The organism is Kocuria salsicia, from assembly GCF_039532055.1.
GTDB classification, from domain to species: domain Bacteria; phylum Actinomycetota; class Actinomycetes; order Actinomycetales; family Micrococcaceae; genus Kocuria; species Kocuria salsicia.
This window is the reverse complement of record NZ_BAAARF010000004.1, coordinates 226786-251692: the sequence shown is the minus strand read 5'-3', so window position 1 is coordinate 251692 and position 24907 is coordinate 226786. Positions and strand designations below refer to the sequence as shown.

Genomic DNA, 24907 nt, shown 5'->3' with positions numbered 1-24907 from the left:
TGTTGCCCAGGAACTCAACGGGCGACCACGCAAAACGCTGGACTGGAAGAACCCAGCCCAGCGTCTGCGTGATCTACTAATCACTGACTAAACAACCAGGTGTTGCGAGGACCCCTGGAACCTGCCCCCAGCGCGGCGTCGTCGTTGTCTCCCACCCGGACGACGGCGCTGTCCCCGCCCACGCGGGTGACGCCGTCGTCCCCGTCCGTCCCACCCGGCCCACGCGCAACACGCGTGCCCTGCATGGGGCGCATCATTGCCGGAACCCAGCGGGGCGGAGGAAAATACCTGGTGGGAGCGCGCTGCGCACCACCACCGAGGATGGAGGCGGGGTCGGCGGTTCCCGCCAACTGCGACGGCCCGGGGCGGAACCTTCGGGCCGGTGCAGGTCGCCGGAATCGAACGGAGATGACACCCGTGAACGCATCGATCGAAACCACTGTCCGTCGCACGAAGATCGGTGTCGTGGGGGCGGGGTCCGTGGGGACCTCGCTGGCCTACGCCGCCATGATCCGGGGTGTGTCCACGGACATCGCCCTCTACGACCTGCAGACCGCGAAGGTCGAGGCCGAGGCCCTGGACCTCTCCCACGGGCAGATGTTCGCCCCGGGAGTGCGGGTGGAGGGCTCGGACGACGTCGCCGTGCTCAAGGACTCGGACATCATCCTCGTGACCGCCGGCGCCAAGCAGAAGCCCGGTCAGACCCGCCTGGACCTGGCCGGTGCGAACACCGCGATCCTCAAGTCCCTCATGCCGCAGCTGGTCGAGCAGGCACCGCAGGCCGTGTACGTGCTCGTGACCAACCCGTGCGACGTGCTCACGGTGGTGGCCCAGCGGATCACGGGTCTGCCGTACCAGCGGGTGCTCAGCTCCGGCACCGTGCTGGACACCTCCCGGCTGCGCTGGCTGATCGGCAACGAGGCGCAGGTGAACACGAGCAGCGTGCACGCCTACATCATCGGCGAGCACGGTGACACGGAGTTCCCGGTCTGGTCCTCGGCGACCATCGGTCAGGTGCCTCTGCGGGAGTGGGAGGTGGACGGGCGCCGTCCCTTCACCGAGGAGCGTCTCGAGGTGCTGCGCGCAGAGGTGGTCAACGCCGCCTACCGCGTGATTCAGGGCAAGGGCGCCACCAACTACGCAATCGGTCTCTCGGGGGCGCGGATCGCCGAGGCCGTTCTCAAGGACCAGCACGCGGTGATGAGCGTGTCCACGGTGCTCGAGGACTACCGGGGCATCAGCGGGGTCGCACTGTCCGTGCCCTCCGTGGTGGGTGGCACCGGCGTGGGCCAGCGGCTGCAGATCCCCATGGGCGAGCGGGAGGAGCAGCAGCTGCACGCCTCCGCGGACGCGATGCGCAAGACCCTGAGCGACCTCGGCTTCTGAGCCGCAGCTGACAGACGACGATCCCCGCACCTTCCGGTTGGAGGGTGCGGGGATCGTTCGTTGTCGACGACGACGCCACCGCGGAGCCTGTGCCGTGACGGCCACCGTCCGTGCGGGGCCGCACGTCTCAGCCGGCGGTGGCCCGCGGGAGATGACCGGACCGCGGGGCTCAGGCGGTGACGGTCACCCGGCCGCGGTCAGAGCGTTCCGGCGGGGGCGTCACCTGCGGCTGCGGCCTGTGCGGCCGCGGCGGGGTCCGCCTGCTCGGGGTGGCGCACGAGGCGCAGGGTCTCGTCGAACTCACGGTCGATCTCGGGGTTCTCACGGTGGGTCAGCAGGGACACCACGATGCCCACCAGCCCGCCCAGGACGAACCCGGGGACAATCTCGTAGAGGTCGCTCCACGGGGTGTACTGCCACGTGAAGACCACGATGGCACCCACCGCCATGGCGCTGATGGCACCGGCGTGGGTGAGCTTGCGCCAGAACAGGCTCATGAGCACCACGGGACCGAAGGCGGCGCCGAAGCCGGCCCACGCGAAGCTCACGAGGTCCAGGATGGTGGAGTTCTGCTGCCATGCGAGGCCCGCGGCCACCACGGCGACCAGCAGCACGCCGCCGCGACCCAGCCACACTTGCGTCTTGGGATTGGGGGTGCGCTTGACGGCAAGGTTGTAGAGGTCTTCCACGAGCGCTGAGGAGGAGACGATCAGCTGCGAGGAGATCGTGGACATGATCGCCGCCAGCACGGCAGCGAGCACCAGGCCCGCGATCAGGGGATGGAAGAGCACCTGGGACATGTCCAGGAAGATCGCCTCGGGGTCCGTGGGCTGCTCGCCCGGACGGTTGCCGTAGTAGGCCAGGCCCACCAGTGCCGTGCCCACGGCGCCCAGCACGGTGAGCAGCATCCAGGTGATGCCGATGCGGCGTCCGGGCTTGGCGTCCGCCGGGGTGCGCATGGCCATGAAGCGCACGATGATGTGCGGCTGGCCGAAGTAGCCCAGGCCCCACGCCACGGCGGAGATGACACTGATCACGGTGCCACCGGCCACCAGGGACAGCGCGTCCGGGTTCACGTTCTGCACGCGGCGGACCATCTCACCGGGTCCACCCACCAGGAAGACACCCACCACGGGGACCATGATGAGCGCGGCGAGCATCAGCAGCCCCTGGAACAGGTCCGTGTAGGACGCGCCGAGGAAGCCGCCGAAGAACGTGTAGAGCACGGTCACGCCGGCCACCAGGAGCATGCCGGTGAGGTAGCTCGTGCCGAACGAGGACTGGAAGAACACGCCACCGGCCACCATGCCGGAGGACACGTAGAACGTGAAGAACGCCAGGATGATGAGCCCGGAGACCACGCGCAGGATCCGGTTGTTGCCCTTCAGGCGGTTGTCCAGGAAGGACGGAATGGTGATGGAGTTGTTGGAGACCTCCGTGTAGGCGCGCAGTCGCGGGGCCACGATCTTCCAGTTGACCCATGCGCCCACGGTGAGACCGATGGCCATCCAGGCACCGACGAGCCCGGACACGTAGACCGCGCCGGGCAGGCCCATGAGCAGCCACCCGGACATGTCCGAGGCGCCGGCGGAGAGCGCCGCCACCCCGGGTTTGAGGTTGCGTCCGCCCAGCATGTAGTCGTCGAGGTCCTTCGTCTTGCTGTTGGCCCAGAGGCCGATGCAGATCATGGCGACGAAGTACGCCAGGATCGCGATGAGTTGGTACGCCTGATCGGACATGCGCGTGCCTTCCGGTGCGGGAACGGGAGACTGCGCCCGGTGCAGGGATGCGTGCGTGTGGGCGCGGCCGGGGTGGGTGAGGCAACTCACTAGGCTACCCGCTGCGGGACGGGCCCCGTAGCAGGGGTGGGAACGTGGCGCGTCGGGCGCCCTCGAACGGTGCCACGGCGCCGGCGAATCCGACGCCACCTGGCTGTTCGACCGAGCCGGTGCTGCGGCGTTGGTGGACACTTCCGGGACCGGCCCCGGCCCCGCCGTTGAGCGGTCGCTGCGCCGTCGGAGGGACGACGAGAACCAGGGCGTCAGCCCGTCCGCCTCTCCGGCCACGGCTGGAACGCGGTGGGTTCCCGCAGCCATGCCGAGGGATCCCAGTGCTCCAGCACGTCCGCGGTGGTGCGCACGGGCTGCTCGATCCCCAGGGAGGTGGCCAGCCACGTGAGCACATCCCCCGTGGAGTACCCGAGCTCCCGCAGCTCGCGCAGGGTCACCGCACCGTCGCGCTTGGCCAGCCGTTCGCCGCTCGGGCCGAGCACGAGCGGCACGTGTGCGTAGGACGGCGCCGGGTGGCCCAGCAGTGCGGCGAGGTACGCCTGGCGCGGTGCGGAGGGGAGCAGGTCGTCCCCGCGCACCACCTGGTCCACGCCCTGCTCGGCGTCGTCCACCACCACGGCGAGGTTGTAGGCGGGGGTGCCGTCGTTGCGCACGAGCACCATGTCGTCCACCGCTCCCGTGAACGGCCCGGCCAGCTCGTCCCGGACCGCGAACTCGGTGACCTCCGCGCGCAGCCGCAGGGCGGGGGGCCGCTGCGCACGACGGCGTTCGCGCTCGGCCGCGCTCAGCTCCCGGCAGGTGCCGGGGTAGGCCCCCGGGATGCCGTGCGGTGCGGAGGCCGCCGCGTGGATCTCCCGGCGCGTGCAGTAGCACTCGTAGGTGAGCCCGGCGTCCGTGAGGGTGCGGACACGGTCCAGGAGCAGCGGGATGCGCTCGGACTGCAGCGCCACGGGCCCGTCCCAGTCCAGGCCGAGCTCTCGCAGGTCCGCCACGTTGCGCTCCGCGGCACCCTGCTTGACCCGGTCGAGGTCCTCCACACGCAGCAGGAAGCGGCGGCCGGTGGCCCGCGCGAAACCCCACGCGGCCAGGGCCGTGCGCAGGTTCCCGAGGTGCAGGTCCCCGGAGGGGGAGGGTGCGAAGCGACCAGCCGGGCTCAGGGCGTTCTCTGGCGTGGGGGCGGACACGCGGCACACAGTAGCACCGGGCCCAGTCTGACCCTTCCCACCTGCGGCTGGGATGCGGGGAGCCGGTGCCCAGCCGATAGAATGGCTCCATGGCACGCACCCAGGAGCTGCGCCGCGGCGTCTACGTGATCGGCACCGAGAACTGGAGACTGAACTCCGGTCTCGTGGTTGGCACTCAGCGCGCCCTGGTGATCGACACGGGTGCCGGGCCGCGGCAGGGGCGGGAGATCCTGGCCGCCGTGCGGGACATCACCACGCTGCCGCTGACCGTGGTCAACACCCACGCCCACTACGACCACTACATGGGCAACGCCGTGTTCGCGCGCGCCGGTGCCACCGAGTTCTGGGCCCACAAAGCGTGCGCCACCGCCATGGGTGTGGTGGGCGAGTTCCAGCGCAGCATCGTGAGCACTCAGGAGCCGGAGATGGGCGAGGGCTCCGGGATCGACACCCAGCTCGTGCTGCCCACCAACACGCTTCCCGGCAACGGCCGCAGGCCCTCGCTGACGCGCATCGACCTGGGCGAGCGCCCGGTCACCCTGTTCTTCCTGGGCCCGGGCCACACGGACAACGACGTCTGCGTGGGTGTGGAGGACGTCGTCTTCTGCGGTGACCTGGTGGAGGAGGGGGCTGACCCCAATTTCGAGGACGCCTACCCGCAGCGCTGGGCGGAGTCGCTGCGCGCGCTCGCCACCCTGGAGCGCTACACCGCCTTCGTGCCGGGCCACGGCACGCCGGTGACCGCGAACTTCGTGGCCCAGCAGGCAGACACCATGGAGCTGGCGGTGCGCCGCGCCCAGGACGTCCTGGACTCGGGCGAGGGCCCGTCCACCGCGGCGATGTACCGCCTGCCCTACCAGGCTGGCGTAGCCCGCGTGTTCCTGGACCGGCTGGCGCTCATCGAATCGGAGACCGCAGGCGCGCAGCCACCGCAGCCCACCCCAGAGCCGCCGCCGCAGCAATACCCAGGTACCCCGCCAGCACCGTGATGCGCCCGGCGAGCGTCCCGGCCACGGTCGGGTAGGGCCACCACACGGCTGCCGCGAGCAGGACCGCAGTGAGCACCACCAGGATCAACGCCGTGGCCGTGCGCGGACGGGCCGGGAACCACGGGCTGCCGTCCTCCGCCTCGCGGCTCGGTGACTGCCGGTCCCACGACGCCGCCCGCTGGCCGCCGCCGTTCGACGCGGCGTGACTCTGCGCGGCGTCGTTCCACTCCCCGCTGTTTCGTGTGCCACCGCGCGGATCTTCGCGCCCTGACGACGACGCCCACTCGCGCTCCTCCGCCTGCCGTTCGTGGGCGGGCGGCACGTAGGCGCTGTCCCCGCGGTCCTCACGCCACGAGAGACGGCGGCGTCGGCGGGAGCGGTCCTCCCGGTAGCGGCGCAGCCCGGCACCCGCGGAACCGCGGCGGGCCCGCCCGGTGCGCGCGAGGGCGAAACCGATCAGCCGTTCCGCGAGCGCCGCCACGAGACCCCATCCGGCCACCACGAGCACGGCGGCGGCGGCGTCCGAGGGGCGGTGCCAGCCGTTGACCACGGTGAGCATGCCCACGACCGCCGCGAGGAAGGCCCCCCAGCGCCCCGCGCGGGCGCGGCGGTGCGGGGGTGCGACCAGCAGCAGCGCCATGAGGAAGGACGCCGCGGCGGTGGTGTGGCCCGAGGGGAACGAGTTGGACGCGATCTGCTGGATGCCCAGGTCCGGCTTGTCCAGCACGCCGTGCTTGAGGAACTGGGTGGTCACGTTCGCCGCGATCACCGCACCGGCCGCGCACAGGGCGGCCGTCCAGCGGCGGTAGCGCACCGCCCACACGAGCGCCAGGACGCCCGCGAGCAGCGCGACGACCTCCGGGGCGTACTGGGCGAGCACGAGCACCGGGCGGGGGAAGTAAGCATTGCGGTCCGCCTTCGCCTGCGCGAGGGCCACCTCGTCCAGGGCCTGGCCCGTGACGGTCTGCAGCCCGGCGTGGGCGACGACCAGCACCAGGCCCCACAGCAGCGCGAGCACCACCAGGGTGCCCACCACCGAGCGCGCCCGCACGCGGCGGGGTGCTCCGGGAGCCGGCGCACCGGGGGCGGGGTACGAGGCGTGGGGACCAGGGGGGAAGGACGCGTAGGACACGGAAGGACTACCTCACCGGACTGAGAGGGGGACGGCACGGGCGGCCCGCCCTGCAGTGCAGTGGGCCGGACACCATGGTGGCACGTCCCGCTATGCCGGGGCTGTGAGGTGGGACGGCGGTCGCGCTCGCCACCCCGCGCGGGGGGTGACGGGCGTGCAAGGGTGCGGGAGCGGCGGCGTCGTAACCCGGTCGGTGGCCCAGCCCGTCGCCAGCCCGTGACTCAACGGCGGGTGCGGGTGAAGGCCGAGACTCCCGTGATCGCGCGGCCCACGATGAGCGCCTGGACGGAGTCGGTGCCCTCGTAGGTGGAGACCACCTCCATGTCCGTGAGGTGACGGCCGATGTGGTTCTCGAGCAGCAGACCGTTGCCGCCAAGCATGTCCCGGGCGGTGCGGCACATCTCCAGGGCCTTGCGGGAGGTGGTCATCTTCACGAGCGAGGCCATGGCGTCCGTGAGCTGGTCGGTCTCCTGCAGGTGCGCCATGCGCGTGCACAGCAGCTGCATGGAGGTCAGGTCCGAGAGCATGGTGGCCAGCCGCTCCTGCACCAGCTGGTAGTTGGCGATGGGCAGCCCGAACTGCTCGCGCTCCAGGGCGTACTTCGCCGCGATCTCGAATGCCGCCATGCCGTGGCCCACGGCCTCCCAGGACGCACCGCCCCGAGTGGCTTTGAGGACCTTGTTGACGTCCTTGAAGCTGTTGCAGTGCTCCAGGCGGTTCTCGTCCGGGATCCGCAGGTTCTCGATCATGATGTCCGCCTGGTTGATGGCGCGCTTGCCCACCTTGCCCTCGATCACGGTGGGCTCGTAGCCCTGCGGGTAGCTGCCGTCCTGCTGCTTCTGCACGACGAAGCACTTGACCTGCCCGTCTGCCTCGTCGCGGGCGTAGAGCACGGTCACGTCCGCGGCGTGGCCGTTGCCGATCCAGCGCTTGTGGCCGTTGAGCACCCAGTGGTCGCCGTCCCGGCGGGCGGAGGTCTCCAAGGAGACGGAGTCCGAGCCGTGGTCCGGCTCGGTCAGCGCGAACGCCCCGGTCTTCTCGACCTCCGCCATGGCGGGCAGCCAGCGCTGACGCTGCTCCTCGTTGCCGAGCATGTAGATGCTGCCCATGCACAGGTTGGAGTGCACGCCGAAGAACGTGTTCACGGAGCCGTCGACCCGGCCCATCTCCCGGGCCACCAGCCCCGCCGCCTGGCGGGAGAGCCCCGGGCAGCCGTAGCCCTGGATGAAGGTGCCCACGATGCCCAGCTCCGCGAGCCCCGCGAACACCGGCTCGGGGTGCTCCCCCCGTTCCCAGTACTCGTTGATCACGGGCAGGATGCGCTCGCGGCCGAACGCGCGGACGCGGTCCCGTAGGGCGGTCTCCTCCGCGGAGAGGTCCTGGTCCAGGAGGAAGAAGTCGGGGTTCTCGAGCAGCTCGCTCATGACGGGTCCTTTCGGTGGGTGCGCAGCCACTGCCTGACGTCCTCGGTGTCCGCGCCGAGTGCCGGCGGGGCCTTGTCGTAGGACACGGGGGTGCGGCTGTAGCTGACGGGGTTCTTGATGAGCGGCACCGTCTCGTCCCCCTGGCCCACCTGCACGACCGGGTCCAGGCCGAGCGACGCCGCGTACTGCACGCCCTCCGGGATGCTGAGGATCGGAGCGCACGGCACGCCGGCGGCCTGCAGCCTGCTCGCCCAGGTCTCGGCGGTCTCGGTGCGCAGCGCGCCGTTGAGCAGCACCCGCAGCTCCTCCCGGTTGGTGTTCCGGTGCTCCACGCTGTCGAAGCGGGGGTCCCGGACGAGGTCCGGCATTCCCAGAACGGTGGAGAAGCGGGTGAACTGGGAGTTGTTGGCCACCGTGATGATCAGTTCCTTGTCCGCGGTGGGGAACGGGCCGTACGGGAACAGGCTCGGGTGCTCGTTGCCGAGACGCTGGGGGTCGTTGCCGCATGCCGCGTAGCCCGTGGTCTGGTTGACCAGACCGGACAGCGCCGCCGAGAGCAGGTCCAGTTCCACGTGCTGGCCGTTCCCGGAGACGCCGCGCTCGTTCAGGGCCCCGAGGACGGCCACGGCGGCATGCAGGCCGGTGATGACGTCGAACAGCGCGACGCCGCCGCGCTGCGGGGGTCCGTCCGGGGAGCCCGTCACGGACATGAACCCGGAGACCCCCTGGATCAGCAGGTCGTAGCCCGGCAGGTGGCTGCCGCCCTTGGTGCCGAAGCCGGTGATGCTCGCGTGCACGAGCTGCGGCCAGCGCTCGGCCACGGACTCGGCGTCGAGGCCGAACTGCGCCAGTCCACCGGGCTTGAAGTTCTCGATGAACACGTCCGCGGCGTCGATGATCTCGTACGCGGTCTCCAGATCCTGCGGGTCCTTCAGGTCCAGCACGATCGAGTGCTTGTTGCGGTTCACGGAGAGGTAGTACGTGCCGATCCCGTTGACGCTCGGCGGCTTGTACAGCCGGGTGTCGTCCCCCTCGGGGCCCTCCACCTTGATCACCGTGGCCCCCATGTCCGCGAGCAGCATGGTGCAGTACGGTCCGGCGAGGATCCGGGAGAAGTCGGCGACGACGACACCGCTGAGCGGGCCCGTGCCGGGGGTGTTGCTGGTCAGGGACATGTGGACTCCCTAGGGGGACGAGGATGTGTCTTGCACCACATAAGCACTGGCACTATGTTCTGTCCAATACAGAACGAGGCAGTCATTGATGCCCTGAGGACAACAGTGACCGGGCCGTGGGCCGCGCGTCCCCTGGGTGGCGACGACGTCGAACGCCCGCGGCGGTGAGGTCACGACGGCGCGGCGGGGACGACGTCGTGCCGACCGGGCGGCGTCGACAGCGCACGAGGAAAGGCAGGTCCACCATGGAGGTGCACGAGGCGAGGGCGTTCCTCGCAGTGGCGCAGGAGCTGCACTTCGGACGGGCGGCGGCCCAGCTGCGGATCGCGCAACCGCCCCTGAGCAGGCTCATCAAGAGCATCGAGAAGTCCCTGGGGACCGCGCTGTTCGAGCGCAGCACCCGCCAGGTGGCACTGACCCCGGCCGGCGCGGCGCTCGTGGAGCCTGCGAAGGCACTCGTGGCGGCGTCCGAGAACGCGCGCGCTGCCGTGGCGAAGTCGGTGACCGGTGAGACCGGGCGGGTGCGGCTGGGCTTTGCCGGTGCGTCGATCAACAGGACCGTGGGCGAGCTCGCCCGGCACGTGCGCGTGCACCGCCCCGGCATCCACCTGGAGCTGCACGGCTCGCAGTTCTCGCACCTGGCCATGCAGAAGGTGCTGGACGGCACGCTGGATACCGCGATCGGGCGGTGGGACTTCATCCCGGCGGAGCTGCGCTCCAGCGTGCTGGGCTACGAGGAGCTCATGGTGGTGCTGCCCGCGGACCACCCGCTGGCCGGGGAGCAGCGCGTGAGCATGGCGCAGCTCGCGGAGGAGTCCTGGGTGATCCTGCCCACCGGGCCCGGCGCGGCCCTGCAGAACCGGCTGACCTCCATGGCGATGGCGGCGGGCTTCATGCCCAGGATCGCCCAGGTGGCGCCGGACTCCTGGACCCTGCTGGTGCTGGTGGCGGCACAGATCGGGTGCGCGCTCAGCCTGGACACCGTGCGGGACAACGTGTCCTCGGACGGCGTGGTGTTCCTGCCGCTCGCGGAGGAGCAGCGCCCGCTCGAGGTGCAGATCCTGTGGCGCGGGGCGGACCCGAACCCGGCGCTGCGGGCGGTCGTGCACATGGCGCAGAGCTTGTACGGCGGCCCCCGCCGTGCGCAGGTGGCGGAGGACCGCCCGGCGTCCTACTCGTAGTCGTACCAGCCCTTTCCGGACTTGCGGCCGTACTCGCCGGCCTCGTACTTCTCCCGGATGGACTCTGCGGGCAGGGACGCGGGGTCACCCGTCTGCTCGTACTCGGCCAGGCGGATCAGGTAGACGACGTCGATTCCCACCATGTCCATGAGCTCGAACGGCCCCATGGGGTGGTTCAGTGCGGTCTTCGCGGCGACATCGATGTCCTCATAGTCCGCCACGCCGTCCTCGTAGAGCTTCAGCGCCTCGGTGCGCAGCGCCCCGAGCAGGCGGTTGGCGACGAAGCCCGGGACCTCCTTCTTCAGCTGCACGGGCTCCTTGCCGATCGACCGGGCCAGCGCCATGGCGGTCTCCACGGTCTCCGGCGAGGTGGCCGGGTTGGGGACCACCTCCACGCACTTCATCACGAGTGCCGGGTTGAAGAAGTGGACGTTGCACACCTTCTCCGGGCGGTTCGTGGCGTCGGCCACGCGGGAGGAGACGATGTTCGAGGAGTTCGTGGCCAGGATGGTGTGCTCCGGGCACACCGCGTCCAGCTCCGCGAAGACCTGGCGCTTGATGGTCAGGTCCTCCACCGCGGCCTCGATCACGAAGTCGGCCTGAGCCGCGCACTCGTCCCGGTCCGTGGAGAAGGTCATCCGCTCGAACGCGGCGTCCACGTCCTCCCGGGTGCGGCGGCCCTTGCTGACGTCCCGGTCCATGCGGGAGCGCAGCTGCTCGGCCGCCCTGTCCACGGCTTCCTGGGCGATGTCCACGACATCCGTGTCGTAGCCGGCCAGCGCACACACCATGGCAATCTGCGATCCCATGGCGCCCGCACCGATCACGGTCACGTGCTCGATCTGCTGCACAGGGTTCTTGCTCACTTGTTCACCTCTTTCTGTGCCGCGCCCTGGAAGTCCGGGCTGCGCTTCTCCAGGAACGCATTGGTTCCCTCGGCCTTCTCAGCGCTGCTGTAGAGCACGGACTGGGCCAGGCGCTCCAGCAGGATCCCGGTCTGGTGGTCCACGTCGAAGCCGTGGCGGACCACGGTCTTGGCGAGCTGGATGGCCAGCGGGCCCTTGGACATGATGGCGTTCGCGGTCTCGCGGGCGGTGTCCAGCAGCTCGCCCGGCTCCACGACGTCTGTCACGAGACCCATGGCCAGGGCGTCGTCGGCCTTCACCCGCCGCCCGGTGAGGATGATCTCGGTGGCGCGGCCCAGCCCCACCAGCTTGGCGAGGCGCTGCGTGCCGCCCGCGGCGGGCATGATGCCCAGCCCGGTCTCTGGCAGCGCGAACTGCGCGTTCGTGGAGGCCACGCGGATGTCGCACGCCAGGGCCAGCTCGTGGCCGCCGCCGAACGCGTACCCGTTCACCGCGGCGATCGTGGGCTTGGGGAACTGCTCCACCTTCTCGTACACGCTCTGCATGGTGGCCTTCAGACCGTCCCGGGGCGTGCGCACGGCGAGCTCGTTGATGTCCGCGCCCGCCACGAACGCCTTGTCCCCGGCGCCCGTGAAGATCAGCACCTGGACGTCGTCGTCCGCGGCGAGCTCCTCCAGCGTGCGGGTCAGGGCCTGCAGCACGGTCGCGTTGATCGCGTTGCGCACCTCCGGGCGGTTGACGGTCACCAGGGCGATCCCGTCCGCCACCTCCACGGTGAGGACGTCGCTGGGGTCTGGGCTCATGGTGTGTGCTCCATTCGTGGTCGTGCGTTCTCCCGCGGTGTCTGGCGCGGGGCTGCTCGCTCCATTCATACCGCTCCGGGGGTGAACTACTCCACACGGTCGGGGAATTGATGCGCAACGGGTATTGATTGCGAGTGGGTGAGGCAACGGCGGGCGGGGTGCGGCGCGGGGGTAACGGCGGCCTGGGTGCGGTGCGGGGCGACTGCAGGGGAGGCGCGGTACGGAGGCGACGACGGCGGCGGGCGGCTGCCTCGGGTGTCCGGGCCCGCTGCGATTCTGAGGTGTAGACCTGCCCGCCCGGCGTGCGGTTCTGTGGGCAGTGCCACACCTCAGATGCCGTTACCTGTGTGTCGGGGCTGAGGGTGGGGTCTCGGAAGTGGAGGCAGCGGCGTCGTCGTCGGCATGGTCCCGCGGGTCGTGGGCGCCCCGCGGCACATGGGTGATCTGTCCCGTCTCGGGGTCGACGACGGCGCGCGGCCGGCTCAGGCGCGCCGCGACTGCCGCTGCGGCGACCAGTGCGAGGCCGATCAGCGTGACCAGCACCCCCGGCAGGAACATCATGAAGCCGCCCACGGCGAGCACGATCCGCAGGGGAACGGGCAGCTGCCGTTCCACGAAGGTGAGCCACCCGCCCATGGCCGCGGCGATCGCGTAGACCGCCACGAGGCTGGAGAGGAACGCCAGCGCGATGTGCACCGGCTCGCCCTGGGCCACCAGCGCGGGGTTGAGCGCGAAGCCGAACGGCACCACGTACTTCACCGCGCCGAGCTTCATGGCGGAGAAGCACGTGGCCATGGGGGAGGCCTTGGAGATGCCCGCCGCCGCGAAGGCCGCGAGCCCCACGGGCGGGGTGATGTAGGAGACCGAGGCCCAGTAGATGACGAACAGGTGCGCGGCGATCGGGTCCACGCCGAGCGCGGTGACCGCCGGGACCATCACGATGGCGAGGAAGACGTAGGCCGCGGAGATGGTCAGACCCATGCCGAGCACGAAGCAGACCACGGCGCCAGCGATCAGGATGAGCACCACGTTGTCACCCACCAGGGCCACCAGGTCACGCGAGAGGGACAGGGCCACGCCCGTGGCGGTCAGCCCACCGAGGATCAAGCCCACGCCCGCGATGATCCCCACGATCTGCGCGAGCGTCTTGCCCACGTCCACGCCCATGTCCACCCACTGGCGGGGGCCGAACGTCACGCTGGGCTTGACCAGGGCGATCAGCAGCAGGATGGCCACCACCCAGTATGGCACCTGCGCCTCGGAGTCCGTGGTGAACAGCAGCACCGTGAGCACGGCCAGGGCACCCAGGTAGGGCCAGCCCATGGCCAGGGCGTGGCCGGCGCGCGGCAGCAGGTTCTTGGGCGTGCCGCGCAGGCCGCGCTGGGCGGCGTAGCCGTCGATCTGCAGGAAGATGCCCAGGTAGTAGAGGATCGCGGGGATGGTGGCCGCCACCAGGATGGAGGTGTACGGCACGCCCACGAAGGAGACCATGAGGAACGCGGCGGTTCCCATGATGGGCGGGGTGATGGAACCTCCGGAGGACGCGGTGGCCTCCACGGCCCCGGCCACCCGGGCGCTGAACCCGGAGCGCTTCATGGCCGGGATGGTCATGGGTCCCGTGGTCAGCACGTTGGACACCGCCGAGCCGCTCATCATGCCCATGGCCGCGGAGCTGGCCACGGCCACCTTGGCGGAGCCGCCGCGGTAGCGGCCGAACACGGCCATGGACAGCTCGTGGAAGAAGTCCGCGCCGCCGGTGTGCTGCAGCACCACGCCGAACAGCAGGAAGCCCACCAGGATGGTGCCCGCGGTCTGCAGGGGCAGGCCCAGCACGCTGTCCAAGCCCATGCTGTGCACCTGGGCCAGGGTGGGCAGGTCGTAGGAGATGCCCTGCAGGAAGGACAGCGGGATGATCCCCGCGAACAGCGGGTACACGGAGAACAGGAACGCGATCACGAGCACCACCAGACCGGCGGCCCGGCGCAGGGTCTCCAGGATCAGGGCCCAGAACACGAAGCTCAGCACGGTGGCCAGGGTGGGGGCCATGTACTGCCAGCCGTACTCCTGGATCTCGATGCCGTGCACCGCGAAGTACACGCTGGTGCCCACCACGGCCAGCACCAGCAGCACGTCGTACCACGGCACGCCCCGCCGCTGCCGAGCCGCGGACCCGGGAGCGTGCTGGCGCAGGGGCGTCACGATGAACACGATGGGCACGAAGAGCCCGATCAGCAGGTACAGGAACGAGTTGGTGGGGATGGTCACCCCGCCCACGTTCCAGAAGAACACCTGGTTCATGGTCAGCAGGATGCCGAGCACCGTGAGGACGATCAGCACGGTGCGCCAGAACGGTGTGAGGCGCGGGCTCGCGTCGTGCAGGGAGACGTCCGAGGGTATGGTGGGCTGGGCGGCGTCGTCACCCCCGTGCGGGTGCGTGGCGGTGATCTCCGCGCCGGTGCGGGGGTCGATGGCCGGTCCGGGGGTGGTGATGGGGCCAGCGGTGCCAGCGGGAGCCGAGGCACTGGCGGGGCCGGCGGCGTTGCCGGTCTGGTACGGGGTGCTCATGCGTGGCCTCTGGAGGGTGCGGTGGTGGACGAGGCGCCGGGCAGGGTGCCGGGAGTCTCGGGAAGCTCGGGGAGATTGCTCTTCTTCCAGGTCACCCACTCCTTGCGCGCGGACTTGGGGTCCTCGCGGTCCTTGTGGTCCTGCCAGAACGCGGGCCAGGCCTCGTGCATGCGGCGCTCGCGCTCCAGCAGGGCGTCCTGACGGGTCTGCAGGTCCTTGCTCCAGCGGCCCTTGCTGGTAAGGAACTCCACCATGGCGTCGTGGAACGGGATCACCAGGGGCGTGAGCTGGATCTGGTCCGTGCCGAAGCGGTGGGCGTCCGGGGTGGTGTCCTTGTAGTCCGGGTAGTAGCGGTCCATGTCCGCGACCAGCGCGGCCACCTCCTCCGCGGGGCGGTCCGCGCGGGCGACCACCGGGATGGTGTACTGCATGTTCACCGCCGTCTCGCCCTTGGCCAGACCCGCGCCCTTGGAGAACTCGCCGGGCTTAACCATGGGGGCCAGCTCCTTCCACGAGGCGTACTGGGAGGGTGTGCCGCCGCCCAGGTTCAGCCAGCGGATGGGGTACTGGGACGCGAGCTCAGAGACGTTGGCGCCCACCACGTTCTGGTACAGGGTGTCGATCTGCCCGGTCTTCAGCGCCTCGATCTGACCGCTGTAGGTCACGTCCACCATCTGGACGTCCTTGCCGGTGAGGCCGCCGAAGTTGAGGATCGCCTCCATCTTGCGGTTGATGGACGTGCTCGCGATCAGCTTGGGGAACTTCTTCCCCTTGAGGTCCGCCACGGTCTCGATGCCGCTGTCCTTGCGCACCAGCACCCCGTAGTTGCCCGGGGGAGTCCACACCAGGCGCAGCGCCTGCGGACCCCACTGCTCCGAGCAGTATTCGTCGTTGCCCTCGAACGCGTAGTAGTACTCGTCCCCGGTGCGCGAGTACTGCGCGGTCCCGTTGATCAACGGGGCCAGACGGCCGATCCCGGTGTCCGACGTCATGAGACGGATCTGGCGGCCCGTTTTCTGGGTCAGCGTGTTGGCCACGGCGGCGAGGTCGTTGTACGTGCCCGTGCCCACGCCGTACGTGGACCACACGAGCTGCTGGGAGCCCCCGGCGGCCTTCGAGCCGCCCGAGCACCCGGCCACACCGGCCAGCACGGGTAACGACGCCGCTGCGGCCAGGAGCGCGCGGCGGTTGAGTGTACGGGGCATGGGGCCTCCACTGAACGGGTCCGACGGATCGCCCGGGTCCCGCGCCTCTCACGCGTGCGAAAGGGCCGGACAACCGGAGACTCCCATTCATACAATGGATGGGTGACCCAGAACACTTACCCGTGAGTTTCATGCGGAACGGGTATCAGTGGTGGTTGGGGCGGTCAATGCCGGGTCGGGTTGCACCACAGGTGAGCGCCGCTGCCACCATCAGGCGGGGCGGTCGTGGCGGGCGGAGCCAGGGCGGCTCGTGGCCGGCGCGGGTCGCCGGTCAGGCCCCGCCTCACACGTTCGTGCCCTCTCATTGCGAGGCAGCCGGGCCCCCTTCGTGCGCCACGTTGCGCTGGTGCGCCTGCACGTCCGCGAGGAGACGACGCCGCTGCAGCTCCACCGTGCGACCGTCACCTCGGTCGGTCCGAGGGTTCGATCGTCCGCCGGGCCGGCGTCGGAACGTGGTCGCACCGCTGGCCACCACACCGAGCAGTGCGACCAGCATGGCCAGCATGGGCTCGCGGGCCAGGAAGAAGATCAACAGGCCAGCGATCGTGCAGGACAGAGAGAGGATTCCGGGGAGGTACTTCATGGTGCGGGCTCCTGATTCTGAGGTGGTCCTACGGTGTTGTCTCTCGACACGTCTGAGGTGGCTTCGCGCCATGAGTACATGCCCTTGCACGGTAAGCCCGGCCCAGCGGCCGATTCCAGTGGACTCGCGGACCCGCGGGCAACTCTGGCCGACTGGCCAATCGACCCATGCGGCGCGCTCCCCGATAGGCTCCGGCCATGGACACTTCCGCTCTGGACTACGTCGTGACCGAGTGCAAGGCACTACTCGAAACCCGGTTTCCGGACGGGTCGGAGCACGGTGCGGCGGCCATGCTGCTCGAGGACGGCGCCGTGGTCACCGGAACCGCCCCGGACATGCCGAATGCCGCGGTCGAGGTGTGCCACGAGATCGAACCGTACTGTGCCGCCCACCGGTTGGACCTCAGGGTGGTGGCCTCGGTGTGTGTGCACCGCAGGGCGGATGGCAGCGTCGTCGTGCTGAGCCCGTGCGGGGTGTGCCGGGAACGGTTGGCGGCGTACGGGCCGGACGTCCTGGCGGCGGTGGCGGACCGGGACGATCCCACGGCGGTCGTGTGGAAGCGATTGGCGGACCTGCTGCCGGACTACTGGCTGACCGCGCTGACGGGTGACGCCCACCCCGGCTGGCTGCGGTGACGGGATGCCCCGCGGGGAAGTGGGCCCGGCATAGGCTTCCCTCATGAGCACTCGAGGAATGAGCGTGGGGGAGCCAGCGGCGTCATCGTCGGCGGTGGCGCCCGAGGAGGACATCGACCGTTTCGACGCGGAGGCCCGGCGATGGTGCGCCGAGGCCGTGGCGAAGGTGCGGGCGGAGGGCAACCGGTCGTCGGACACACACCTGCTGTCGGTGCCGCTGCCCGAGGAGTGGGGCGTGGACCTGTACCTCAAGGACGAGTCCACGCATCCCACGGGCTCGCTCAAGCACCGCCTGGCGCGCTCGCTGTTCCTGCACGCGCTGTGCAACGGGTGGGTGCGCAGGGGGCGGCCGGTGATCGAGGCGTCGAGCGGGTCCACGGCGGTGTCCGAGGCGTACTTTGCACGGCTGATCGGGGTGCCGTTCATCGCCGTCATGGCCCAGGGGACCAGCCGTGACAAGATCCGCCTGATCGAGCTGCATGGCGGTCGCTGCCATTTCGTGGAGCGCCCGGACCAGGTGTACGACGTCGCCGCGGGCCTCGCGCGCGAGACCGGCGGTCACTACATGGACCAGTTCGCGTTCGCCGAACGGGCCACGGATTGGCGCGGGAACAACAACATCGCGGAGTCGCTGTTCGCGCAGATGTCCCAGGAGCGCTATTCGGACCCCGCGTGGATCGTGGCCACGGCAGGCACCGGCGGGACCTCCGCGACGATCGCCCGCTACGTGCGCTACACCGGCCGGCAGACGGGGGTGTGCGTGGCGGACCCGGAGAACTCGGCCTTCCTCCCGGCCTGGCGCGAGCAGGACCCCTCGGTGACGACGCCGCTTGGGTCCCGGATCGAGGGCATCGGCCGGCAGCGCGTGGAGCCGAGCTTCATGGGCTCGGCGATCGACCGGATGATCCGCGTTCCCGACGCCGCCGCGGTCGCCGCGATCCGCCACCTGGACACCCTGATCGGTCGCAAGGCCGGGGCTTCCACGGGCACGGGGCTGTGGGCGGCGTTCCGCATCATCTCCGATATGGTCCGGGCGGGGGAGCGGGGCAGCGTGATCGCGCTGCTGTGCGACCCCGGGGACCGCTATCTGGACAAGTACTACTCGGACGAGTGGCTCGCGGGGGAGGGGCTGGACATCGCCCCGTACCTGGAGCGGTTGGAGGGCTTCATGGGGAGCGGGGAACTGGGGTGAGCGCCGGCGTAGCGACGGCCGGGACGATGAGGATGGGCAGTCAGCGTTGTGGGGTGCCCCTTGGAACTGGCTTCTAGCCGACTCCTACGGTCCGCTTTTCGAGTTCCGTAGCACATAGGGGCAAGCCGATGCGAGCGAGACCCTCGAGGTACCCATTCCACGTGATCTTCGGATTCCGCATGTCAGCCACCACTTCTTTGGCGATGCGGACCACGGTTGAGGGGTCCAAATCCAACTGGTCGAGTAAGAAGTCATCCGGAGACTGCACCGAGTTCCGGCACGGAACAACCTGTGCGAGTGCACACCTCGTGGACAACGTCAGGCCATCTTGTCGCAGCCTACTGGCAGCACTCATCAGCATCCACGAGCACAGATGTTGAGGCACCTCTCGGTTGGTAGGTAGACTGGTCTACCTACCAACCGAGAGGTGCGACATGAGTCAAGGATCAGCGCGGGAGCGGTTGCTCGATGCTGCGGCGAGACGCTTCTACGAGGACGGCGTGCACGCAACAGGGATCGACACGATCACCTCTGAGGCCGGTGTCGCGAAGAAGAGCCTCTACAACAACTTCTCGTCCAAGGAGGAGCTCGTCCGCGCCTACATCAACGCCCGCCACGAGGAGTGGCTCGACCTCCATCGGCAACGCTCTGCGAAAGCTTCGACAGCCGCGGACCGGGTCGTGGCAGTCTTCGACGCCTACATCGACCACGCGAACGACGCCCACGGCAAAGGCTTTCGAGGATGCGGACTGCTCAACGCGGCCGCCGAGTTTCCGGCCGGACACCCCGCCCGCTCCTCCGTACGCGCGCACAAGGAGCAGGTGGAGAAGATTCTCGCCGAGAACCTGGAATCCATGACCACCGAAGCCGAGGCACGGGAGCTGGCCGAGCACTTCAGCTTCCTTCTCGAAGGAGCCGTCGCACGGTCGGGCCTCGAAGGAACCCCTGCGCGCCTGGAGCACGCCCGGGCCATCGCATCGCGGATGCTGGCCGCGCTGTGAGGCGAGGCTCCCCCACCGGCATCATCTCGGTGCTCGCCGCCGCCTTCCTGTGGGGCACCACGGGGACTGCGGCGACGTTCGCACCGTCAGTCGGGCCGCTGGCCATGGGCGCGGCAGCGCTCGGCATCGGCGGCATCCTGCAGGCAGCCATCGCCGCCCCCTCGCTCCGCCGGGAACGGCCCGCACTGTCTTCGCAACGTGGGACAGTGCTCGCCGGGGCCGGAGCCGTGCTGATCTACCCGCTGGCCTTCTACAGCTCGATGCATCTGGCCGGTGTCGCGGTCGGCACGGTCGTGTCCCTCGGCTCTGCCCCGATCGCCTCGGGCCTCCTGGAGCGGGCGATCGAGCGACGCAAACTCAGCGGCTGGTGGATGCTCGCCGCAGCGCTCGGCATCGCTGGCAGCGCAGTACTGTGCGCTGCGAAGATGCACGACACGCCAAGCGAGACGCTCCCCACGGTCGCCGGCGTCATCCTCGGCCTGGTTGCTGGCGCGACCTACGCCATGTACTCGTGGAGCGCTCACCGCCTCATGAACCGCGGCGTCGGGCGCGCCGCAGCGATGGGCGTTGTCTTCGGGCTGGGCGGCATTGCCCTCATGCCCGTACTCCTGCTGACCGGCGCACCACTCATCGCTTCCGCCCAACCGATGATGGTCGGAATCTACATGGCACTGGTCCCGATGTTCCTGGGTTATCTGCTCTTCGGGTACGGCCTCACGCGCGTCACTCCAAGCGCCGCGACAACGCTCACGCTCGCTGAACCCGCGATCGCCGCCCTCCTGGCCGTGGTCATCGTCGGTGAGCGCCTCCCCGCCATCGGATGGGCTGGACTCGCGGGCATCTGCGCCTCGCTCCTGGTCCTCTCGCTCGCACCTGCGACACAGGCGCGTGCCGCCGAACCGTCGCATTCGCGCGAGCTCCCGATAAGTCAGGAAGCCTGAATCAGTCAGCCTGAGATAGACATCGGGCAAGACCTGGAGATGCGCCCCCGGGTCAGGCTCCTACTCGTCCACCGGCTTACCGGAGCGGTAGAAGTGGTTGTCCCGACAGATGTAGCGGTGGAGACCGCCACCCATGCCCGAGGACGAGCGCACACGCGCCCCACAGGACCCGCAGTAGTAGACACCAGAGCCGATGTGCTTCCGGGCGGTGTCGGCACGGTTGACCGTGCGGCGGGGGTCGGTCAGCCGGGACTGCACGGCGTCGAACTGCGCCTCGCCGACCAAGGCGGGCCAGGCGGCCGCTCCCATCTGCTGCCCCTTGTAGACGGACCGGCCCGCGTACCGTGCGTTGCGCAGGATGGTCGAGACGGACGAGGACGACCAGCCCCCGCCGCGCCTGGTCTTGATGCGGTCCTCCTCCAGGCCCCGGGCGATGCCCTTCAGGGTGTCCCCAGCGGAGAAGCGCTTGAAGATCCGACGGATGACCTCCGCCTCCTCCGCGATGACCTCGCCAGCCAGGGTGTAGCCAGTCAGCCGCACGCCCTTGGGCGACTTCCCGTGCTCGGCCCTCTGGCGCTGGGCACGCGACTGGCGGGCACCCTTGCGCTCCACCTCCGCCCGGGCCACAGCGGCCTTGATCCGGGCGTACATGCATCCGCCGTCGGTAGTCAGGTCGGCCTCACCGTTGGCCGTGACCAGCTTGAGCCCGTGCTTCGCTGCACGGTCAATCCAGTCTTCAAGCTGTCGCGGCTGGCGCGTGAGGCGGTCCAGGTCCCAGCACACCAGGGCCTCGAACTGGCCCGCGTCGTAGTCCTCGCAGAGCTGGTCGTAGCCGGGGCGCTTCTTACGAGCGTCGGAAGCGGAGATGGAGTTGTCCACATACTCGCCAGCCAGGGTCCAACCCCGGTCCTGGACGATCTCGAGGCAGTCCTCCCGTTGACGCTCGACGGCCAACCGTTCGCCAGTGGCGTCGAGGGAGATACGGAGATATAGGGCGCAAGTCACCATGCAGTAATTTTTTGGCTTTACATGCCTTTCTGCAATGGAACTACAGCCGCCCCGCAGCCAATCACCCAAAGTGTTCAGCGAAAAATCCTGGGAGGACGGTGACATCTTCGACCATCCTTGTGGACACAGACACGCCCAGCTTGTATTCCTTCAACAAATGGCAAAGCCGCTTCCCATCGATGAGGTCCAGCGGAGGAGCGCCGTCCCGCGTGGATTCGTTCTTTGCCTCGGCAGTGAACGTGCCCGTCGTGATCAACAGTCCCTTTTCTCCACGACCGGCCATAGCACCCCGGAAGTCCCGCACTGCCCCAGCGCCGACACTGCCTACATACCTCTTGCACTGGAAGAAAACAGGGAACGACAACAGCGACAGGCGATAAACACCCTGACCATCTATTCCACCATCGCCAGAGCGGCCGGTCACCTGGGTATTGACGAAGCCCGCTTCGCGCAACAAGCGTTGAGCCAGGCGTTCGAAGGCTCCGGGAGACAGCTTCATCACTTCATCCAGCAGCTCGTCCTGCCACGTGATTTCCTCCCGTTCCCCGTCAGTGGAAGGCAAAGGCGACTCGTCGCTGGAGTCAGATTTGCGCTTGTTCCGGTAGGCCGACAGGTACGTCTTCCGCAGTGGTTCGAGTTGGCTCTCGGCTACTACACGGCCGTCGTCGGTCAGGCTCCAAACTCCGCGTTCGGAGTTTATGGCCAGACCCATCCCCTTCAGGTATGTTCGTGCCCACGCTAAGCGATATTCGATCTCTGTCGAGGGACCGTCCTTATGGAGGACGGACTGCTGAGCCTCTGTGAAACCACCGTCCGCAATCACCTTGTCATTGAGTTCTTCGATGGTCGCGGATCCGCCCAGCTCGCGCAGAGCCACGACGGCAGGCCAATGGAACTCGTGATACTTCGGGATCTCAATTTCACTCATAGTGCTTGCAGCCTATATCGGCCAAGCAAGCGCTCCGCCAATCAGGCGTGGAAGCCACGCACAATGTCACTTGCCCTTGGTGGCAGACACGTTTACGTGACGGAGCTCTACCGCGGCCTAGTCCGCCAGCTCTATGCCAATCACGGATTCGCTCCCGGATTGGGACGCACTTTCAGACCCATTGCGTAGCTGATTTCCTCGTCGATGAGCTCTTCAATCGCGGAAAGTTCGGATGCCAATGTGGCCAAGCCGGTGTCCATCCACCCCTTGATGCTGTACTGAGGCGGATTCGACCGGCCGAGCTGCCTCTTCATCGTGGCCAAGGTCGGCGTTTCACTCGATTCCGCGGGGCCAAACACCTCGCCGCCAACGAACACCCCGTGAACGACGTCATTGCGAAGTTCAAGGGCCTTCTCCAGTCGCTCCGCTAACTGCTCATCAGCTACCTTCTTGAACTCGGTCACTAGTTGCCCACCAGATGCCGCCCATCCCTTCGTCGGGATGTTGGGATCACCGCCCTGCACCATTGTCGTGAGGTGGACCAGTTCGCCAGCTTTGTCCTCTAGCCACGCTGCGGACATCACGACGTGTCCGACTGACTGGATGAGTTCCGGGGGATAGAGGCTCTCAACCGTTGTCGCCATTACTTGCCCTTGGTGGCAGACACGTTTCCGTGACGGAACTCCATCGCAACGTCATAGGGCTTGAGGGCGGTCGCCGGGAAGTCCTTCTCGTTGGATATCACGATGAGCTCGGCTCTTGAACGGACCGCTGCCGCCAGCACATGTCTGTCCTTGGGGTCATTGGTCATGGCAGGCACGAGGCTCTCGTCGTTCTCGAACAGAGCGTCGGGGAAGAAGCCCCGCATGGCGTTCACGCGTCTGCGAGCGCTGTGCGGGTCCTTGTGAAGTTTCTTCACCAGATTGCGCTCTACCTCGTTCAGAATCTCATCCGACCAAAGCGGCCTGAATTGCTTGGCCGTTGCCAGACGCAGTAGTAGATCTGCGATAGGCATGGGAATCAATACGCATGCATCGAGAACCACCGGGAACGACATGGGGATTTACCGGGTGGCCGGGTCTGCCGGGATGTCGAAGTATGTGCCGTGGTTAGCTGCCTCGTGAGTTGCCTGTCGGAGGCCTTCGCGGCGTGTCTTCTCGAGGCGTTCTTCGTAGGCAATGAGATCAGTCAGCAGGACTCTGCGGTGCCTTCCGACTTTGGTGAATGGGATATCACCTTGCTCCAGCAGCTTGACCAGTGTCGGCCGGGAAATTCCCAGATGATCAGCAGCTTGCTGGGTGGTCAGCTTCGCGTTGGTAGGTACCACGGAGACGCCGCGGTTGTTGGCAAGCGCGTCCACGACGTGTGTGAGCAGGGAGTAGACCTCAGCGGGGATCTGCTGTGTGGCTCCGGTCGGAGACACCAGATATGGGATCCCGCGGCCCTGTGCTGAGGGCGTGGCCTCGAGGAAGGCCGCGAGGGCTTTCAGTTCTTCCTCATGAGCCGGGGTGGGTGCGACAGTTGAGCGATCCAGCGGGGCGGTTGTCATGTTTCTACCCTACTGGCTATTCGAAATATTCAAAATGTCGTCACTCCACCTCACCCTGCCCGCAGCCGCTCCCGTAGGTCGAACGCCAGAGCGGGTACCGCGGGACAAGGTTGGCGCCAGTTAGGAGTTGCGGGTCTTTCCAGGATTGGCATTGCCGCCCTGCCCGGCGACGAGGCGACGCGTCCTCTTCGCGCAGTAGGCGACCACCCGCTCGAGCGGTCCCTGCCCCAGAGTCCGTTGCCAGATGACCGCGAAGACGGCGGCCACAAGTACGTGCACGAGGTACCAGAGGTAGGGGGAGTCGTAATGCAGCTCGAGGGACAGGGCCAGCAGGTGCGCCGAGTACAGCGTGAGGGTCATCGATCCCATCGCCGACAACGGCAGGAGCCAGTCCCCGATCTTCTGACTGATCAGCAGGAACACCCCCAGCACCGCCAGACTCAGTCCGAGGCTGGTCGCAATGGCCAGCGGCGTGTTGGAATGCGGGGTCGTGATGGCCAACCACCACCCGGTGTCGGTCGGTAGTGAGCCGGTACCCCACACCAGGATCTCGTCGAGCGTGGACTCGCTCAAGCGCGATGCCTCCTGCAATACGGAGTAGCCTCCGAGGCCGTAGAGGAGCACGGCGGACACGAGCTGGGCCAACACGGTGAGCACGACGCCCACGATCACCAAGCGGACCTGGGTGCGCACTGCTCGCAGATCCAAGCGGCCCAGCCCCATCCCGACCAGCAGGTACGTCATGTACGGCAGCGCCGGGTAGTTGCCGGTCAGCAGAAGCTGAGACAGCGTGCCCGCGGGGTTGCTGAGGACATTGGGCAGGGTGGGGTTGTAGTACCACCACTCCGGCAGGACATCCAGCATGCGCTGCATCAGCAGGGGCGAGAGGATCCCGAACGCGGCGGCCCAGATGAACAGCGTCCTGGGGCGGGCATGCAGGAACGGGATGGCCAGGATGAAGAACATGCCGTAGTAGAACAGGATGTTGTAGGCGGGAGGATCCTCCGGCATCGCGGCGTTGACGGTCATACCCACCGTGACGATCAGCAGGGCGCGGACCAGGACACTCACCCGGTCAGCGGTCAGGGCTCGTCCCTCGCGGGGTTGCCGGGCGCCGGAGCCCAGCGCCAGGCCCACTCCGGCCAGCAGCGCGAACAGGGCCGCCGAGTGCCCGGAGAACAACCGCCAGGACCAGCTGGCCTCCCCGGTCTGCTCGTTCCACGCGGGCAGCAGGTGGATGGCCATGAGCCCGATCAGTGCCAGCCCTCGGGCGGCATCGATCCCCACCAGTCGCCGCTTGCGCGGCGCCCCGTCCGTTGCGGTTGCCACGTCCCCCGTGCCACCGCGTCGTGTCGAATTCACTCGTTCTC

General features: G+C 68.5%; 24 protein-coding genes. 7 read left to right on the top strand and 17 right to left on the bottom strand.

Annotation, left to right across the window (positions count from 1 at the left end):
- Positions 1–408: 408 nt before the first annotated feature.
- Entirely contained in the window at positions 409–1386 is a 978-nt protein-coding gene (locus ABD264_RS05445; RefSeq protein ID WP_186366675.1) for an L-lactate dehydrogenase, read from the top strand.
- 197 nt (positions 1387–1583) lie between these two features.
- Here ABD264_RS05445 and putP read toward each other — a convergent pair whose 3' ends face one another.
- On the bottom strand, positions 1584–3125 hold the full coding sequence (gene putP / locus ABD264_RS05440) for a sodium/proline symporter PutP (protein ID WP_144940784.1): 1542 nt from the start codon (positions 3123–3125) through the stop codon (positions 1584–1586).
- Between the two features lie 302 nt (positions 3126–3427).
- Positions 3428–4360: a tRNA glutamyl-Q(34) synthetase GluQRS gene (gene gluQRS, locus ABD264_RS05435; protein WP_144940780.1), complete on the bottom strand. Its 933-nt coding sequence runs from the start codon at positions 4358–4360 to the stop codon at positions 3428–3430.
- An 89-nt stretch (positions 4361–4449) separates the two neighbouring features.
- Here gluQRS and ABD264_RS05430 point away from each other — a divergent pair, with 89 nt between their 5' ends.
- The gene (locus ABD264_RS05430; RefSeq protein ID WP_145009981.1) at positions 4450–5349 is read left to right on the top strand and encodes an MBL fold metallo-hydrolase; all 900 of its coding nucleotides are present in this window, start codon (positions 4450–4452) and stop codon (positions 5347–5349) included.
- Here the strand turns inward: ABD264_RS05430 and ABD264_RS05425 are convergent.
- The 3 genes from ABD264_RS05425 to ABD264_RS05415 all read right to left on the bottom strand — a co-directional run bounded on the left by ABD264_RS05425 (position 5258) and on the right by ABD264_RS05415 (position 9080).
- Positions 5258–6481: a phosphatase PAP2 family protein gene (locus ABD264_RS05425; protein WP_344204836.1), complete on the bottom strand. Its 1224-nt coding sequence runs from the start codon at positions 6479–6481 to the stop codon at positions 5258–5260. The genes ABD264_RS05430 and ABD264_RS05425 overlap by 92 nt on opposite strands.
- Before the next feature lie 221 nt (positions 6482–6702).
- Positions 6703–7905: an acyl-CoA dehydrogenase family protein gene (locus tag ABD264_RS05420; RefSeq protein WP_344204834.1), complete on the bottom strand. Its 1203-nt coding sequence runs from the start codon at positions 7903–7905 to the stop codon at positions 6703–6705.
- On the bottom strand, positions 7902–9080 hold the full coding sequence (locus ABD264_RS05415) for a CaiB/BaiF CoA transferase family protein (protein ID WP_144940771.1): 1179 nt from the start codon (positions 9078–9080) through the stop codon (positions 7902–7904). The genes ABD264_RS05420 and ABD264_RS05415 overlap by 4 nt, the downstream gene beginning before the upstream one ends.
- Positions 9081–9325: 245 nt before the next feature.
- Between ABD264_RS05415 and ABD264_RS05410 the strand changes: the two genes are divergently transcribed.
- Positions 9326–10261: a LysR substrate-binding domain-containing protein gene (locus ABD264_RS05410; protein ID WP_145009975.1), complete on the top strand. Its 936-nt coding sequence runs from the start codon at positions 9326–9328 to the stop codon at positions 10259–10261.
- On the opposite strand, the gene ABD264_RS05405 is transcribed toward ABD264_RS05410, so the two are convergent.
- From ABD264_RS05405 to ABD264_RS05385, 5 genes are all read right to left on the bottom strand, one after another.
- On the bottom strand, positions 10252–11127 hold the full coding sequence (locus ABD264_RS05405) for a 3-hydroxyacyl-CoA dehydrogenase family protein (protein ID WP_145009972.1): 876 nt from the start codon (positions 11125–11127) through the stop codon (positions 10252–10254). The two genes, ABD264_RS05410 and ABD264_RS05405, sit on opposite strands and share 10 nt — an antisense overlap.
- Positions 11124–11930 carry an enoyl-CoA hydratase/isomerase family protein gene (locus tag ABD264_RS05400; protein WP_295109083.1) on the bottom strand — a complete coding sequence of 269 codons (807 nt, stop codon included), beginning with the start codon at positions 11928–11930 and terminating at the stop codon, positions 11124–11126. The genes ABD264_RS05405 and ABD264_RS05400 overlap by 4 nt, the downstream gene beginning before the upstream one ends.
- Before the next feature lie 339 nt (positions 11931–12269).
- The gene (locus tag ABD264_RS05395; RefSeq protein WP_344204829.1) at positions 12270–14495 is read right to left on the bottom strand and encodes a TRAP transporter permease; all 2226 of its coding nucleotides are present in this window, start codon (positions 14493–14495) and stop codon (positions 12270–12272) included.
- Positions 14492–15700 carry a TAXI family TRAP transporter solute-binding subunit gene (locus tag ABD264_RS05390; RefSeq protein WP_344204827.1) on the bottom strand — a complete coding sequence of 403 codons (1209 nt, stop codon included), beginning with the start codon at positions 15698–15700 and terminating at the stop codon, positions 14492–14494. Before ABD264_RS05390 ends, ABD264_RS05395 begins: the two co-directional genes overlap by 4 nt.
- A 301-nt stretch (positions 15701–16001) precedes the next feature.
- Positions 16002–16283: a hypothetical protein gene (locus tag ABD264_RS05385; protein ID WP_344204825.1), complete on the bottom strand. Its 282-nt coding sequence runs from the start codon at positions 16281–16283 to the stop codon at positions 16002–16004.
- A gap of 197 nt (positions 16284–16480) precedes the next feature.
- Here ABD264_RS05385 and ABD264_RS05380 point away from each other — a divergent pair, with 197 nt between their 5' ends.
- Both ABD264_RS05380 and ABD264_RS05375 read left to right on the top strand, forming a co-directional pair.
- The gene (locus tag ABD264_RS05380; RefSeq protein WP_012397587.1) at positions 16481–16918 is read left to right on the top strand and encodes a cytidine deaminase; all 438 of its coding nucleotides are present in this window, start codon (positions 16481–16483) and stop codon (positions 16916–16918) included.
- A 43-nt stretch (positions 16919–16961) separates the two neighbouring features.
- Complete coding sequence (locus ABD264_RS05375) at positions 16962–18110, top strand: PLP-dependent cysteine synthase family protein (RefSeq protein WP_344204823.1); 1149 nt, start codon at positions 16962–16964, stop codon at positions 18108–18110.
- Between the two features lie 73 nt (positions 18111–18183).
- On the opposite strand, the gene ABD264_RS12500 is transcribed toward ABD264_RS05375, so the two are convergent.
- Positions 18184–18465: a VapC50 family PIN domain-containing toxin gene (locus ABD264_RS12500; protein ID WP_486327056.1), complete on the bottom strand. Its 282-nt coding sequence runs from the start codon at positions 18463–18465 to the stop codon at positions 18184–18186.
- Positions 18466–18544: 79 nt separating this feature from the next.
- Between ABD264_RS12500 and ABD264_RS05370 the strand changes: the two genes are divergently transcribed.
- Both ABD264_RS05370 and ABD264_RS05365 read left to right on the top strand, forming a co-directional pair.
- On the top strand, positions 18545–19111 hold the full coding sequence (locus tag ABD264_RS05370; RefSeq protein WP_344204821.1) for a TetR/AcrR family transcriptional regulator: 567 nt from the start codon (positions 18545–18547) through the stop codon (positions 19109–19111).
- Entirely contained in the window at positions 19108–20052 is a 945-nt protein-coding gene (locus tag ABD264_RS05365) for a DMT family transporter (RefSeq protein WP_344204819.1), read from the top strand. The genes ABD264_RS05370 and ABD264_RS05365 overlap by 4 nt, the downstream gene beginning before the upstream one ends.
- Before the next feature lie 60 nt (positions 20053–20112).
- Here the strand turns inward: ABD264_RS05365 and ABD264_RS05360 are convergent, their stop codons facing one another.
- The 6 genes from ABD264_RS05360 to ABD264_RS05335 all read right to left on the bottom strand — a co-directional run bounded on the left by ABD264_RS05360 (position 20113) and on the right by ABD264_RS05335 (position 24899).
- Positions 20113–21060, bottom strand: a complete 948-nt coding sequence (locus ABD264_RS05360; protein WP_344204817.1) for a recombinase family protein — start codon at positions 21058–21060, stop codon at positions 20113–20115.
- Positions 21061–21121: 61 nt separating this feature from the next.
- Positions 21122–21988 carry a restriction endonuclease gene (locus ABD264_RS05355; RefSeq protein ID WP_344204815.1) on the bottom strand — a complete coding sequence of 289 codons (867 nt, stop codon included), beginning with the start codon at positions 21986–21988 and terminating at the stop codon, positions 21122–21124.
- Positions 21989–22128: 140 nt separating this feature from the next.
- A complete protein-coding gene (locus ABD264_RS05350; protein WP_344204813.1) occupies positions 22129–22632 on the bottom strand; it encodes a hypothetical protein in 504 nt (167 codons plus the stop codon).
- On the bottom strand, positions 22632–23045 hold the full coding sequence (locus tag ABD264_RS05345) for a PIN domain-containing protein (RefSeq protein WP_344204811.1): 414 nt from the start codon (positions 23043–23045) through the stop codon (positions 22632–22634). The genes ABD264_RS05350 and ABD264_RS05345 overlap by 1 nt, the downstream gene beginning before the upstream one ends.
- Before the next feature lie 6 nt (positions 23046–23051).
- On the bottom strand, positions 23052–23537 hold the full coding sequence (locus ABD264_RS05340; protein ID WP_144940753.1) for a helix-turn-helix domain-containing protein: 486 nt from the start codon (positions 23535–23537) through the stop codon (positions 23052–23054).
- A 120-nt stretch (positions 23538–23657) separates the two neighbouring features.
- Positions 23658–24899: a heparan-alpha-glucosaminide N-acetyltransferase domain-containing protein gene (locus ABD264_RS05335; protein WP_344204806.1), complete on the bottom strand. Its 1242-nt coding sequence runs from the start codon at positions 24897–24899 to the stop codon at positions 23658–23660.
- Positions 24900–24907: the final 8 nt, after the last annotated feature.